This is a genomic window from Streptomyces roseifaciens, from assembly GCF_001445655.1.
Lineage (GTDB): Bacteria > Actinomycetota > Actinomycetes > Streptomycetales > Streptomycetaceae > Streptomyces > Streptomyces aureoversilis.
On the sequence record NZ_LNBE01000004.1, the window covers coordinates 3,352,337 to 3,366,177 of the forward strand.

A 13,841-nucleotide genomic window follows, 5' to 3' on the forward strand; every position below is an offset into this window, starting at 1 on the left:
TTAATCGGATGATTAAACCGGGTCGGGCCTGGGGGGCCTGGAGGGGGCTGACACATGCACAAGGGTGCGAAGATCGCCATCGGCGTCGTGACCGCGGCCATGGTGGGGGCGGCCGGCATGGGCGCGTACAACCTCGTGGACGCCGTGGCGGGTGACGGCTCGACAGGAGCCCACGGGGAACCCGCCCCGCTGAGAACCGGGCCGCCGACGGCGGACGAGGTCGAGAGGACGGCGCGCGACTTCCTCGCCGCCTGGGAGTCCGGCGACACCGCCAAGGCCGCCCGCCTCACCGACAACACGGCCGCGGCGACCACCGCGCTCACCGGCTACCGCGAGACCGTCCACGTGGAGAAGGTGGCCCTGAAGCCGGGCACGCCGCAAGGCGCCAAGGTGCCGTTCTCCGTGAGCGCCGAGATCTCCCACGGCAAGCAGCGCTCCACGTGGACGTACGACTCCGCGCTCGAAGTCGTCCGCGGCAGGAGCACCGGGCAGGCGCTCGTCGACTGGCAGCCCTCCGTCGTCCACCCCAAGCTCGCGCGCAACGAGACCCTGAGGACGGACGCGGGCGCGGCCCCGCAGGTCGACGCCGTCGACCGGAACGGCACGAAGCTGGAAGCCAAGGACTACCCCTCGCTCGCGTCCGTCCTGCCGCAGCTGCGCAAGCGGTTCGGGGAGGCGGCGGGCGGCGAGCCGGGCCTGGAGGTGCAGGCCGTGCCGGAGGGCGGGGCGGAGGCCGCGGCCGCGGCGGGGATCGCCCCGAGGACCCTGCACGTCGTCTCGCGGGGCAAGCCCGCCACGCTCAAGACGACGCTCGACGCCGGTGCGCAGCGGGCGGCCGAGTCCGCCGTCGGGCGGCACGCCGACGCGTCCGTCGTCGCGGTCAAGGCGAGCACGGGCGAGATCCTGGCCGTCGCCAACTCCAAGAAGACCGAGTTCAACACCGCGCTGATGGGCCAGACCGCGCCCGGCTCCACGATGAAGATCATCACGTCGGCGATGCTGCTCGAACAGGGCAAGGCCGCGCCCGGCAAGCCGCTGCCCTGCCCCAAGTACGCCACGTACGGGATGCGCTTCCACAACGTGGAGGAGAGCGAGAACCCCGGCGCCACCTTCGCGCAGGACTTCGCGGCCTCCTGCAACACCGCCTTCATCTCGCTCGCGGGCCAGGTCGGCGACGGGGCGCTCGCGGCGGAGGCGCGGGACGTCTTCGGGCTCGGGCTGGAGTGGAAGACGGGCCTCGCCACGTTCGACGGCAGCGTGCCGGCCGAGTCCGGGGCGGGCAAGGCCGCGGCGATGATCGGGCAGGGCAAGGTGCAGATGTCCGCGCTGAACGTGGCCTCCATGGCCGCCACGGTGCGCGCCGGCTCCTTCCACCAGCCCTACATCGTCGACCCGTCCCTCGACGACCGGCAGCTCGCCCGCGCGGCCCGCGACCTGCCCGGCCCGGTCGCGGAGCAGCTGCGCTCGATGATGCGGCTGACGGCGACGTCGGGCACGGGCGCCCGGGCCATGTCCGGGCTCGGCGGCGACATCGGCGCGAAGACGGGCTCGGCGGAGGTCGACGGCCAGGCCAAGCCGAACGGCTGGTTCAGCGCGTACCGCGGTGACGTGGCCGCGGCGGCGTACGTCCAACAGGGCGGCCACGGCGGCGACTCGGCGGGCCCGGTGGTGGCGGCGGTCCTGAGGGCGTCCTGATCGCTGTCGCGGCGGGGGTGATTGCCGGGCCCCGGCACGACAAGGGCCCCGGCGCGGGGTACTCAGAGGCGATCTGAGTACCCCGGCGGTGGTGCCGCGGGCCCGGGCCCGGCGAAGGTGGGCACCATGGGACAGAAGATCAGTGCGCGGGAGCTCGCCGCGGCGACGCCCTCGGGACGCGACCGCGTCATCGACCTGTTGCGCGTGGCCTCCCTCGGGACCGTCGTGCTCGGGCACTGGCTCATGGCCGCCGTGACCGTGGACGACGACGGCCGCGCCGCCGTCGGCAACCTGCTCGCGGTCGAGCCGAAGCTGCAACTGCTCACCTGGGCCCTGCAGATCATGCCGGTGTTCTTCTTCGTCGGCGGCTTCTCCCACGCCCTCTCCTACCGCTCCCTCACGCGCCGCACCGGCGGCCCCGCCTACGCGCTCTTCCTCCGCGCCCGCCTCCAGCGCCTCCTGCGCCCCACGATGCTCTTCGTCGCCGTGTGGGGCGCCGGTGCGCTCGCCCTCCAGCTGAGCGGCCAACGCGGCGCCCTCGCGGACGTCGCCGCGCGCCTCGTCGCCCAGCCCCTGTGGTTCATCGGCATCTACCTCGCCATGGTGGCCTTCACGCCGCCGCTCCTCCGCCTCCACGAGCGGTACGGCTGGGCCGCCTTCGCCGCCCTGGTCGCCGCGGCCGCTGCCGTCGACGTGCTGCGGTTCGCCGCCGGCGTCCCGTACGTGGAGTTCCTCAACTTCGGCTTCGTCTGGCTGGCCGTCCACCAGCTCGGCTTCCTGCGCGCCGACGGGCGCCTGAGCCTTCGCGTGCCGTGGGCGCTCGCCGCAGCCGGTCTCGCGGGCGCGGTCGCCCTCGTGGCGTTCGGGCCGTACCCGCTGTCCATGGTGGGCATGCCGGGCGAGAAGATCAGCAACATGGCGCCGCCCACCGCCGCCCTGCTCTGCCACGGCATGTGGCTGATCGGCGCGGTCGAGCTGCTGCGCGGCCCGATGACGCGGCTCGTGGCCCGGCCCCGCGTCTGGCGCACCGTCATCGCCGCGAACGGCGTGGCGATGACGGCGTTCCTGTGGCACCTCACGGCGATGCTCGGCGTGTACGGGGCGATGCTGGCCCTGCACGTGCCCCTGCCGGAGCCGGCGGGCGCGGCCTGGTGGCTGCAGGTGCCGCTCCGCATCGCGGCCGCCGCGGCGCTCACGGCGCTCCTGGTCGCGGTCTTCCGCAAGGCCGAGCAGCCGCCGGCCCCTGCTGCCACGGCTGCCACGGCCGCGGTCCGCCGCGGCACCGGCCCGGCCGCCGCCCTCGGGGTCACGCTCACGCTCTTCGGCGTGCTGGGGCTGTCCATGGTGGGCTTCGGCGGGCTGCTGGACGGGCACTCCGCCGTCCTCGTCGCCGTACGGGTCACCGCGCCCGTCACCGTCGCCATGTGCGCCGCCGGCTGGCTGCTCGTCGAGCGGGCGGGAAAGAGCACGGCCGCGAGGACGGCGTGAGGCACGCAACATCGCGTGCGCCCCGCACGCGGCGCTAGCGTCGAGGGCCATGACCCCTTTGGTCGCCGCGGCCGTCCTCATAGCCGCCGTCACCCACGCCAGTTGGAACGCCATCGCGCACGGCATCAAGGACCAGCTCCTCGCCTTCACGCTCGTCGGGGGCGGCGGGGCGGTGTGCGGGCTGGCGATGGCGGGATTCGTACCGCTGCCGGCCGGGGCGGCCTGGCCGTACCTGCTGGCGTCCGCCGTCCTGCACGTCGTCTACCAGATGCTGCTCATGCGGTCGTTCACGCTCGGCGACTTCGGGCAGATGTACCCGATCGCCCGCGGCACCGCCCCGCTCGCCGTGACCGTCCTGGCCGCCGCCTTCGCCGGGGAGACGCCCGGCGGCTGGCAGGCGGCGGGCGTGGCCGTGGCCTCGGCCGGGCTGGTCGGGCTCGCGGTGTGGGGCATCCGGGGCTCCGGGGCCCGGCCCCACTGGGCGGCCATCGTGGCCGCCGGGGCGACGGGGCTGGCCATCGCCGCGTACACGGTCGTCGACGGCCTGGGCGTACGCGCCTCGGGCACGCCGCTCGGCTACATCGCGTGGCTGATGATCCTGGAGGGGACGCCCATCCCGCTGTACGCCATGGCAGCGCGGCGGGGCGCGTTCAAGGCGGAGGTCAGGCCGTTCGCCGTGCGCGGGCTGCTGGGCGGGGCGCTGTCGGTGTCCGCGTACGGGCTGGTGCTGTGGGCGCAGACGCGCGCCGACCTCGCGCCCATCTCGGCGCTGCGGGAATCGTCGATCCTGGTGGGGGCGGCGATCGGGGCGCTGTTCTTCAAGGAGCGGTTCGGGGCGCCGCGGATCGCTGCGGCGGGGCTGATGGTGGCGGGGATCGGGATGATGCTGCACGCGGGGTGACGGCGCGGGCGGCGACCCTTCTTCCGGGCGTCACTCCCCTCTGAACGCTTGCTGCAGGCCGATGTTGCCGATGAGGATGCCGCCGTCCACGGGGAGGGTGACGCCCGTGATCCACGCGGCGTCGCGCGAGGCGAGGAAGGCGACTGCGGCGGCGATGTCCTCCGGCTCGCCGACCCGCCCCAGCGGATACAGCGGGGCCGCCCGCTCCAGCGCGCCGGGGCGGTCGTCCCAGCCGTGCGTGCGGACCGTGCCGGGGGCGACCAGGTTGACGCGCACGCCGCGGGCCGCGCACTGCCCGGCCAGGGTCCGGGTCAGGCCCGCCAGGCCGGCCTTGGCGGCGCTGTACGCGAAATTGCCGTAGTCCTGCTCGCCGTTGACGGAGCCGATGCCGACGACCGCGCCGCGGCCGTCCCGGGCGGCCGCCAGGTGCGGCATGGCCGCCCGTACGCAGCGGAACGCTCCGGTCAGGGTGATGTCGAGGTCCCGGGACCAGGCGTCGTCGGTGACGTCCTCCACGAGCGGGGGGTCGGGGTGGAACGAGTACGCGTTGTTGACCAGGACGTCCAGGCCGCCGAACCGGGACACGGCGTGCGCCACCGCCGCTTCGACGGCGGCCCGGTCGCCCACGTCGCAGGCCAGCGCCTCCGCGGCGAGGCCGTCCGCGCGGATGCGGGCGGCGGAACGGGCGGCGCGGTCGCCGTCGAGATCCGTGACCAGGACGCGCGCGCCCTCGGCGGCGAGGCGGTGCGCGGTGGCGGCGCCGATGCCGCGGCCCGCGCCGGTGACGAGGGCGGCGTAACCGTCGAAGCGTTGCAGAGGCTGCACGGGCTGCATGGGTGGATACCGTAAGCACCCACCGCCCGAAGGAGAAGAGGGCCGGCCTCCATGACCCGCGCCCGATCCGAACCGGCCACCGGTCCGCCGCTCCGCCGGGGGCCGAGCCGGCCCGCGCCGGCATGAGGTGGCGCCTCTGCTCCTAGGGGGCGAGCGCCTTCGCAAGGGCTCGTACCAGGGCCTGGGCTCGGGGGTCCGCTGTGACGTTCTTCTGCATGCCGTTCGTGACGTAGCCGAAGGACACGCCCGATTCCGGGTCCGCGAAGGCCAGGGAGCCGCCGCGGCCCGGGTGGCCGAAGGAGCCGGGGGCCAGGAGGGGCGAGGACGGGCCGTGGAGCATGTAGCCCAGGCCGAAGCGGGTGTTCACGACCAGGACCCGGTCCGGGCCGGCCGACTCCTCCGTGCGGGCCAGCGTCAGCGTCGCCGGTGCGAAGAGGCGCCGTACGCCGTCCACGTCCCCGATCAGGGACGCGTAGAAGCGGGCGAGCGCGTCCGCCGTCGCGATGCCCGCCGAGGCGGGCAGCTCGGCGGCGCGGTACGCCGGGTCGTTCTCGTCCGCCGCCGGGGATATCGCCGCGAAGGCGCGCCGCGTCAGGGACTCCGGGTCGCGGTAGGCGTCCGTGACGGACTGCTTCGGTCGCACCCGCAGGCCGGCCGACGACGGGGCCGCCGGCGCCTCGATGTCCGCGATGCGCCCGACCCGGCCCGCCTGCTGCTCGGACTCCGGCAGGCCCAGCCACAGGTCCAGGCCCAGCGGCCCGGCCACTTCCTGGGCGATCCAGCGGCCGATCGAGCGGCCGGTGATGCGCTCGACCAGCTCGCCGATCAGCCAGCTGTACGTCTGCGCGTGGTAGCCGTGCGCCGTGCCGGGCTCCCACGCCGGGGCCTGGGCGGCCAGCGCCGCGGGGCCGCTGACGCCGTCGACGGCCTGCGCCGGGGTGAGGGGCTCGTCGAGCGCGGGCAGGCCGGCGCGGTGCGACAGCAGGTGCCGGACGAGGACCCGTTCCTTGCCGGCCGCCTTGAACTCGGGCCAGTACGTGCCGACGGGCGCGTCCAGGTCCACCTGTCCGCGCTGGTGCAGGAGCAGCAGGACCGCCGCGGCCACGCCCTTCGTGGCGGAGCGGACGATCTGCGCGGTGCCGCGCCGCCACGGCTCCTCGCCGCCGTCGGCGTCCCGGGCGCCGCCCCACAGGTCGACGACCTTGCGCCCGTCGCGGTAGACGGCGACGGCCGCACCCCGCTCGCCGCGCCGGGCGAAGTTCTCCGCGAAGGCGTCCCGGACCGGTTCGAAACCGTCCGCCACCGTGCCCTGGACGTCCACCACTGTTGCCTGCTCCTGTGCCGATTGCTGCAAATTCCTCCACCATGGTGCAACGCGTTCGTCAATGCGCGTAGACCGGGGTGGAGGGACCCGGGGGGCCTGTCACCTTCCGGCGACGCCGCGGACGCCCGCCTACGGCCCCACCGGCCTTGCCGTGCGCGGGTCGAAGCCGAACGGCAGCTCCAGGCGGTGCGCCCGCATGAGGTCCTCGTCACACAGGAGGTCGCGGGTCGGGCCGTCCGCCGCGATGACGCCCTCGCTGAGGACGACGGACCGCTCGCACAGCTCCAGGGCGTACGGGAGGTCGTGCGTGACCATGAGCACCGTCACGTCGAGGGAGCGCAGCACGTCCGCGAGCTCGCGGCGCGAGGCCGGGTCGAGGTTGGACGAGGGCTCGTCCAGGACGAGGATCTCGGGCTCCATCGCCAGGACGGTCGCCACGGCCACGCGCCGCCGCTGGCCGAAGGACAGGTGGTGCGGCGGGCGGTCCGCGAAGCCGGCCATGCCGACGCGCGCCAGGGCCTTCTCCACGCACGCCGCCAGCTCGGCGCCCCGCAGGCCGGCCGCCGCCGGACCGAAGGCGACGTCCTCGCGGACGGTCGGCATGAACAGCTGGTCGTCGGGGTCCTGGAAGACGATGCCGACGCGGCGGCGGACCTCGGCGAGGTTCCGCTTCTCGACGGGCAGGCCGGCGACGCTGACGCGGCCGAGGCCTCCGCCGAGGATGCCGTTGAGGTGGAGGACGAGGGTGGTCTTGCCGGCGCCGTTCGGGCCGAGGAGCGCGACGCGCTCGCCGCGGGCGACCGCCAGGTCGACGCCGAAGAGGGCCTGGTGGCCGTCGGGGTAGGCGTAGGCCAGGCCGGACACCTCCAGGGAGGGCGGGGGCGGTGGGGAGGACGGGGAGGACGCGGCGACGGTCATGGGGGGAGGTCCTTCTGGTCGGGGAGGGCGGGCGCGCGCCGGGGGCGGGCGGGTACGGAGCGGGGGTCAGCTGCCGGCGGTCCAGGGCAGGCCGCCCGGCACCGCCCACGCCGCCAGCGAGACCGCCAGCGCGGCCAGCGGGAGGGCCGCCGCGTACGCCCACTGCGTACGGGTCGCCGCGACCTCGTCGGGCACCGGCATCGTCCCCGCGTACCCCCGGCTCAGCATCGCCAGATGGACCCGCTCCCCGCGCTCGTACGAGCGGATGAACAGCGCGCCCGCGGACCTGGCCAGAACGCCCCAGTGGCGCACGCCGCGCGCCGTGAAGCCGCGCGATTCGCGGGCGATGCGCATGCGGCGCATCTCGTCGGTGACCACGTCCCCGTAGCGGATCATGAAGGAGGCGATCTGGACGAGGAGCGGGGGCATGCGCAGGCGCTGCAGGCCCAGGAGGAGCGAGCGGAGCTCCGTCGTCGAGGCGAGCAGGACGGACGCGGCGACGCCGAGCGTGCCCTTGGCCAGGACGTTCCAGGCGCCCCACAGGCCGGGCCCGCTGAGCGACAGCCCGAGCACGTGCGTCTGCTCGCCCGGCACGACGAACGGCATCAGCAGCGCGAACGCCACGAACGGGATCTCGACCAGCAGGCGGCGCAGCAGGAAACCGGCCGGGATGCGGGCCGTCGCCGCCACGGCGGCGACGAGCAGGGCGTGGAGGCCGAAGGCCCACACGGCCTCGCGCGGGGTCGCCACGACCGTGAGGACGAACGCGAGAACGGCGGCGATCTTGCAGTGCGGGGGGAGGGCGTGGACGGGGGAATGCGCGTGCCGGTAGAGCTTGTGCGCGTGACCGGCGCCCATCGTCAGGCGCTCTCGGCGGACGGGGCGGCGCGGCGGCGGCGCACGACCACGAAGACGGCGGTGCCCACGGCGAGGGTCGCGCCGACGCCGATCACTCCGGCGAGCCCGCCGGAGATGCGCTCGTCGGCGACGTCCTTGACCTGGTAGTCGGCGAGGGGGGAGTCCTTGGCGGCGTGCTCCTCGGCCTTGCTGTCGATGCCCTTGTCTTGCGCGACCTTTTCCAGCCCGTCGGGGCTGGAGGAGGCGTAGTAGCTGACGCCTCCGGCACAGACGAGCGCGACGCCGAGCCCGGCGACCCACAGGCGCCGCGCGGACCGGGGCGCCGCGGCGGGCCTCGCGCCGTCGAGCGCGGGGGACGCCTGCGTCCCCGCAGGCTCCGCACCGGCCGCGCCCACCGAATCCGCCGCGACGGCGCCCGGCCGGTGACCGCCTGCCCGGCGGTGCCCGCCTTCCTCAAGCCCGTCCGGCACCGCCGGATCACGCCGCTCGGGCTGGTCGCCGTCGTGGCGGAGAGGAGATGCCGGGCCCCCCGGCGCCGTGGACGCCTCCGAAGCTGCAGGCCCGGCCGCGCCGTCCGGCACGGCCAAGCCGCCCCGCCCGGGCTGGTCGCCGTCGCGGCGGGGAGAAGTCTCCGGCGCCGTGCGCAGTTCCAGGGGCCGGATCAGGTCCCGCGCGCCGTGGATCAGGTCCGGGCGGACCGCTGCCACCGCGCTGACCGTCAGGGCCGTGATCGCGGCCTCGCCCAGGCCGATGAGGGCGTGGACGCCGACCATCGCGGTGAAGACCTTGCCGACCGGCACGTCCGTCGTGCCGCCGACCGCGTAGATCAGGGTGAACGCGGCGGCCGCGGCCGGGACGGAGACGAGGGCGGCGGCGAAGGAGGCCGCGGTCAGGCTCGTGCGCCCGCGTGGCAGCACCTTCACCAGGGTGCGGAACACGGCGTACGCCACGACGGTCGTGACCACGCCCATGACGCTGATGTTGACGCCGAGCGCGGTCAGCCCGCCGTCGGCGAAGAGGACGCCCTGCATGAGCAGGACGACGGATATGCAGAGCACGCCCGTGTACGGCCCGACGAGGATCGCGGCGAGCGCGCCGCCGAGCAGGTGCCCGCTCGTGCCCGCCGCCACGGGGAAGTTCAGCATCTGGACGGCGAAGATGAACGCCGCGACGAGCCCCGCGAGCGGCGCGGCCTTGTCGTCGAGTTCGCGCCGGGCGCCGCGCAGGCTCACGGCGACGGCGCCGGCGGCGACCACGGCCGTGGCGGCCGAGACGGGCGCGTCGATGAATCCGTCCGGTACGTGCATGACGTCGCTCCTTCGTCACCGTGGCCAGAACCGCTCGATGATAGGGGCGTTCTGCAAAGCTCTCGCAAGAGCTTGTGCACTGCTTCTGCGCGCCCCTCGCTCACCCGCGCGCCGCCCCGGGCGGCGGCAACGGCGGCGGCCCCGGTGGCGGCCCCGGCCCCCTGCCCGAATGCTGGGCAGTATGACCACGGCCCCCGCGCCCCCGGCGAACGTCCCCGCGGCCCCGCCGCCGCTCGGTCGCCGCCGTACGAACCTGGTCTTCGTCACGATCGTGCTCGGCATGCTGCTCGCGGCCCTCGACCAGACGATCGTCTCCACGGCGCTGCCGACGATCGTCGCGGACCTGGGCGGCGGCGGGCACATGGCGTGGGTGGTCACGGCGTACCTGCTCGCCGAGACCGTCTCGACCGTCCTGGTCGGCAAGTTCGGCGACCTCTTCGGCCGGAAGGTCGTCTTCCAGCTCAGCGCCGTCGTCTTCACCGCCGGATCGGTCTTCGCGGGCGTCGCCAACTCCATGATGATGCTGATCGCCGCGCGCGCCCTGCAGGGCATCGGCGGCGGCGGTCTGATGGTCACCGCCATGGCGCTGATCGCGGACGTCATCCCGTTGCGCGAGCGCGGCAAGTACCAGGGCGCGCTGGGCGCGGTCTTCGGCGTGACGACGGTCGTCGGCCCGACCCTGGGCGGCGTCTTCACCGACCACGCGACCTGGCGCTGGTGCTTCTACGTCAACGTGCCCGTCGCGATCGTGATGGTCGTCATGGCGGCCCGCACGATCCCGGTGGTCCGCTCGGCGGTGCGGCCCGTCATCGACTACCTGGGCATCGCCCTGGTGGCCGCCGGCTCCTCCGCGCTGGTCCTGGGCCTGGAGTGGGGCGGCAACACGTACGCGTGGAGCTCGGCGGTCATCGTCGGCCTGTTCGCGGGTGCGATCGCCCTCCTGGCGGGCTTCGTCCTGGTGGAGCTGCGGGCGAAGGAACCGATGCTCCCCATGCACCTGTTCCGCAATCCCGTCTTCACCGTCTGCTCCCTCCTCAGCTTCATCGTCGGCTTCGCGATGCTGGGCGCGCTGACGTACCTGCCGACGTACCTGCAGTACGTGGACGGGGTGTCGGCCACCATGTCGGGCGTGCGGGCGCTGCCGATGGTCGCCGGGCTGCTGGGCGCGTCCATGCTCTCGGGCATCGTCGTCAGCCGCACCGGCCGCTACCGGATGTTCCCCATCGCGGGCATGGCGGTGATGGCGCTGGGCCTGTACCTGATGTCGACGATGGGGGCGTCCACGGGTGCGTGGCTGGAGTCGCTGTACATGTTCGTGCTGGGCGTGGGCATCGGGCTGGCGATGCAGGTGCTGACGATCGCCGTGCAGAACACCGTCCCGTACCACGAGCTGGGCACGGCCACCTCGGGCGTCACGTTCTTCCGCACGCTCGGCAGCGCCTTCGGCACGGCCATCTTCGGCACGCTCTACAGCAACCAGCTCAAGCCCAATCTGGTGGAGGCGCTGGCCCGCTCGCCCGGTGTGCCGCCGTCCGCGGTGATCAGCCCGCAGGGGCTGGCCGCGCTGCCGGCGGAGCAGGCGCGGCCGGTCGTCGACGCGTACGCGGAGACCGTGAACTACGTCTTCCTGTGGGTCGTGCCGGTGGCGCTGGCGGGCTTCGTCGCCGCGTGGTTCCTCAAGGAGGTGCCGCTGCGCGACAGCGCGCGGGCCGGTGCGTCCGACATGGGCGAGGGCTTCGCGGCCCCGGACTCCGCGGAGGCGGAGCGGCAGCTGGAGCGGGCGGTGGCGGGCGTCATGCGCAAGGCGAAGGGGCCGGTGAGCCGTCAGGTCCTGGCGGAGTCGGGCAGCCCGCTCGGCCCGGCCGAGGCGTGGACGCTGGGCCAGATCCACTGGCGCCTGCGGGTGCGCGGCGAGGCGGCGCTGTCGTCGGTGGCGGCCGCGCACCGGATGCCGCCGGAGGTGCTGAAGCCGGTCTTCGCCCGCGCGGCGGAGGCCGGGTACGCGCGCGTGGACGGCGACCGGCTCTCGCTGACGCCCGCGGGCGAGGCGGAGATCGAGCGGCTGGGCACGACGTGGCGCGCGTGGCTGGCCGCGCGCCTGGACGACTGGGACGTCGGCGACCCCGAGGACCGCGCCCGCCTCGACCGCGCCCTGGACGCGGTGGCGGAGCGGCTGCTGGAGGAGGCGGAGGCCGCGGAGGAGGAGGGGCTGGAGCGGATCGCCGTGTAGGCGGCCCTGCGGGGGCCCCGCAGGGGTGGTCGGCGGCGCGGGAGGCCACCCCGGGCTGCGCGAACCGGCCGGGGGCGTTTCCCCACTCAGACGGGTGAATTAATCAGAATATACGCACATTTGACCCGTGCTTGGTCAATTCCTCATGACGCGCCACATCGGCACCCGCAGCACAGCAACGCCTGAGGAGATGCGTCATGCGCCGGTACAGACGCCTGGGAATCGCCTTCGCCATCGCCGCCACCGTCGTTCCGGCGGCCCTCCCCGGGACGGTCGCCCGGGCCACGCCCCCGCCGGAACCCGTCACGCCGCAGGCCGGGCAGCAGGCCGGACGGCACCAGCACCGGGCCCCGCTGGACTTCGACGAGAACGACTGCGAAGGGCCGGCCGCGGACGAGGGCGACATCTACACGCGGCCTCCCCAGACCGGGAACCCGCCGACCACGCCCGCGGGCCGCAGCCTCCCCCTGAAGTGGCCCCGGAACCTGCCGGACCGCAAGGAGGCCGTGCGCATGCTGGGCGAGCTGAAGGTCAAGCCCTTCAGCAGCACGGGCTACCACCGCAAGCGCTTCGGCTCCGTCTGCTGGGTCCAGCACGGCGTCGACCGGTGCACCACCCGGCAGATCGCCCTCAAGTTCCAGTCCGTCGTCCCGGCGACGCTCGACGGCCGGTGCAAGGTCGTCGGCGGGCGGTGGCACAGCGAGTACGACAACAGGGACATGGCCGACCCGGCGCACGTCGACATCGACCACGTCGTACCGCTGCGGCACGCGTGGGGGTCCGGCGCGCGCAGCTGGACGGACAAGAAGCGGCAGGAGTTCGCCAACGACCTGGCCGCCTCGCCGCAGCTGATCGCGGTGTCCACCTGGGCCAACCGGCGCAAGGGCGACAAGGGGCCGGAGAAGTGGATGCCGGTCGCCGGCGCCGAGTGCCTCTACAGCCAGGCGTGGATCGGGGTGAAGGACTACTACGGGCTGTCCGTCACCCGGAAGGAGAAGGCCAAGCTGCAGCAGGTGCTGGCCGGCTGCAAGAAGTGACCCGAGGCCCGGGCGGCAGCCGGGCCGAGGCGGCCGGGCGGTGCTGCTACAGCGCCGCCCGGCTCCCCGTGGTCACCGGCGCCGTCGCCGTGGCGGCGCGCTCGGCGGCCTCCGCGACCTGGGCCGCCGTCAGGACGTAGCCCGTCTCCGCGTCCGCCGTGGAGCGGGCGAAGACCACGCCGTAGACCCGGCCGGAGGGCGTCAGCAGCGGGCCGCCGGAGTTGCCCGGGCGGATCGTGGAACGGACCGAGTACACCGTGCGCGTGGTGACGCCGTCGCCGTAGATGTCCTGGCCCTTGGCCCGGAGCTCGTTGGCGACCGTGGCCGCGCGGATGTCGAGGCCGCCGTTCTGCGGGAAGCCCGCGACGACCGCCGCGTCCCCGCGCTTCGCGGACTTGTCGAACGGCAGCACCGGCGCCTTCAGGCCCGGCACGTCCAGGACGGCGACGTCCGCCCTCGGATCGAAGAGGACGACCTTCGCCCGGTACGCCTTGCCGACGCCGCCGACCCGCACGGTGGGGCTGTTCACCCCCGCCACGACGTGGGCGTTGGTCATCACGTGCTGCGCGGCGTAGACGAAGCCGCTGCCCTCCTGGCCGCGGCGGCCCTCGCCCGTGTCCGCGACGCCCTCGACCTTGACCACGCTCTCCTTGGCCGCCTTCGTCGCGGCGGGCGTGACGGCGTCGCCCGAGGGCTTCGGCACGCTCGTCGCCGGCTCGTTCTCGAAGGGGTTGAAGACCTGCGGGAAGCCCGCGCCGTTCAGGGCGTCCGTGGTGCGGCTGAACCAGGTCGGCGCCTGCTCCGGCATCGCCTTCTGGACCGCGCCCAGCAGCGTCGACTCCCTGATCTGCCGGGCGAGCAGCGGCGAATTCGCCGAGACGAGCACGCTCGCCGCCACCCAGCCGACCAGCAGCACGGCCAGGGAGTTCACGGCGGCGCCGCCGACGCCGTCGACGCCGCGGACCGGGGCCCACGTCAGGCGGCGGCGCAGGCCGTAGGCGAGGCGGGCGGCCAGGGCGTGGCCGATCGCCGCCGGGACGAGGACGACCAGGACCGCGACGACCGCGGCGGTGGCGGTCCCCGCCTCGAAGGGCTCCAGGGCGAACGGCAGCGCCCACACGCCGATGACGGCTCCGCCGAGGAAACCGGCGAGCAGCACGACGCCGGCCACGAGGCCGCGGCGGAAGCCGGAGACGGCGTAGCCGAGGACGACGAGCAACAGCAGCAGATCGAGCAGGTTCAACGCGGA

Annotated in this window: 11 protein-coding genes; 5 read left to right on the forward strand and 6 right to left on the reverse strand. The window is 74.6% G+C overall.

What is annotated here, in order from left to right:
* The first annotated feature begins 54 nt into the window (after positions 1-54).
* From AS857_RS32140 to AS857_RS32150, 3 genes are all read left to right on the forward strand, one after another.
* On the forward strand, positions 55-1,695 hold the full coding sequence (locus AS857_RS32140) for a penicillin-binding transpeptidase domain-containing protein (RefSeq protein ID WP_058046664.1): 1,641 nt from the start codon (positions 55-57) through the stop codon (positions 1,693-1,695).
* Positions 1,696-1,821: 126 nt separating this feature from the next.
* Positions 1,822-3,183, forward strand: a complete 1,362-nt coding sequence (locus AS857_RS32145) for an acyltransferase family protein (protein WP_058046665.1) — start codon at positions 1,822-1,824, stop codon at positions 3,181-3,183.
* Between the two features lie 49 nt (positions 3,184-3,232).
* Entirely contained in the window at positions 3,233-4,084 is an 852-nt protein-coding gene (locus tag AS857_RS32150; RefSeq protein ID WP_058046666.1) for a DMT family transporter, read from the forward strand.
* Between the two features lie 30 nt (positions 4,085-4,114).
* Here AS857_RS32150 and AS857_RS32155 read toward each other — a convergent pair whose 3' ends face one another.
* From AS857_RS32155 to AS857_RS32175, 5 genes are all read right to left on the reverse strand, one after another.
* Positions 4,115-4,900 (reverse strand): SDR family oxidoreductase, encoded by a 786-nt coding sequence (locus AS857_RS32155; RefSeq protein WP_173864864.1) that lies wholly within the window; start codon positions 4,898-4,900, stop codon positions 4,115-4,117.
* A 160-nt stretch (positions 4,901-5,060) separates the two neighbouring features.
* Positions 5,061-6,242 (reverse strand): serine hydrolase domain-containing protein, encoded by a 1,182-nt coding sequence (locus AS857_RS32160; RefSeq protein WP_058046668.1) that lies wholly within the window; start codon positions 6,240-6,242, stop codon positions 5,061-5,063.
* A 129-nt stretch (positions 6,243-6,371) separates the two neighbouring features.
* Entirely contained in the window at positions 6,372-7,160 is a 789-nt protein-coding gene (locus AS857_RS32165) for an energy-coupling factor ABC transporter ATP-binding protein (RefSeq protein WP_058046669.1), read from the reverse strand.
* A gap of 66 nt (positions 7,161-7,226) precedes the next feature.
* On the reverse strand, positions 7,227-8,018 hold the full coding sequence (cbiQ, locus tag AS857_RS32170; protein ID WP_058046670.1) for a cobalt ECF transporter T component CbiQ: 792 nt from the start codon (positions 8,016-8,018) through the stop codon (positions 7,227-7,229).
* Between the two features lie 2 nt (positions 8,019-8,020).
* Positions 8,021-9,325, reverse strand: a complete 1,305-nt coding sequence (locus AS857_RS32175; RefSeq protein WP_058046671.1) for an energy-coupling factor ABC transporter permease — start codon at positions 9,323-9,325, stop codon at positions 8,021-8,023.
* A 181-nt stretch (positions 9,326-9,506) separates the two neighbouring features.
* On the opposite strand from AS857_RS32175, the gene AS857_RS32180 reads away from it, so the two are divergent.
* Positions 9,507-11,555 (forward strand): MDR family MFS transporter, encoded by a 2,049-nt coding sequence (locus AS857_RS32180; RefSeq protein WP_058046672.1) that lies wholly within the window; start codon positions 9,507-9,509, stop codon positions 11,553-11,555.
* 197 nt (positions 11,556-11,752) lie between these two features.
* Positions 11,753-12,592 carry an HNH endonuclease family protein gene (locus tag AS857_RS32185; RefSeq protein WP_058046673.1) on the forward strand — a complete coding sequence of 280 codons (840 nt, stop codon included), beginning with the start codon at positions 11,753-11,755 and terminating at the stop codon, positions 12,590-12,592.
* Positions 12,593-12,638: 46 nt separating this feature from the next.
* Here the strand turns inward: AS857_RS32185 and AS857_RS32190 are convergent, their stop codons facing one another.
* Positions 12,639-13,835, reverse strand: a complete 1,197-nt coding sequence (locus tag AS857_RS32190; protein WP_058046674.1) for a MarP family serine protease — start codon at positions 13,833-13,835, stop codon at positions 12,639-12,641.
* Between the last annotated feature and the right edge of the window lie 6 nt (positions 13,836-13,841).

What these genes read in the sequence shown, in the direction of transcription:
- AS857_RS32180 (WP_058046672.1), top strand. Translation starts at nt 9,507, where the DNA reads ATGACCACGGCCCCCGCGCCCCCGGCGAACGTCCCCGCGGCCCCGCCG.
- AS857_RS32175 (WP_058046671.1), bottom strand. Translation starts at nt 9,325, where the DNA reads ATGCACGTACCGGACGGATTCATCGACGCGCCCGTCTCGGCCGCCACG.
- AS857_RS32185 (WP_058046673.1), top strand. Translation starts at nt 11,753, where the DNA reads ATGCGCCGGTACAGACGCCTGGGAATCGCCTTCGCCATCGCCGCCACC.
- AS857_RS32145 (WP_058046665.1), top strand. Translation starts at nt 1,822, where the DNA reads ATGGGACAGAAGATCAGTGCGCGGGAGCTCGCCGCGGCGACGCCCTCG.
- AS857_RS32165 (WP_058046669.1), bottom strand. Translation starts at nt 7,160, where the DNA reads ATGACCGTCGCCGCGTCCTCCCCGTCCTCCCCACCGCCCCCGCCCTCC.
- AS857_RS32140 (WP_058046664.1), top strand. Translation starts at nt 55, where the DNA reads ATGCACAAGGGTGCGAAGATCGCCATCGGCGTCGTGACCGCGGCCATG.
- cbiQ (WP_058046670.1), bottom strand. Translation starts at nt 8,018, where the DNA reads ATGGGCGCCGGTCACGCGCACAAGCTCTACCGGCACGCGCATTCCCCC.
- AS857_RS32150 (WP_058046666.1), top strand. Translation starts at nt 3,233, where the DNA reads ATGACCCCTTTGGTCGCCGCGGCCGTCCTCATAGCCGCCGTCACCCAC.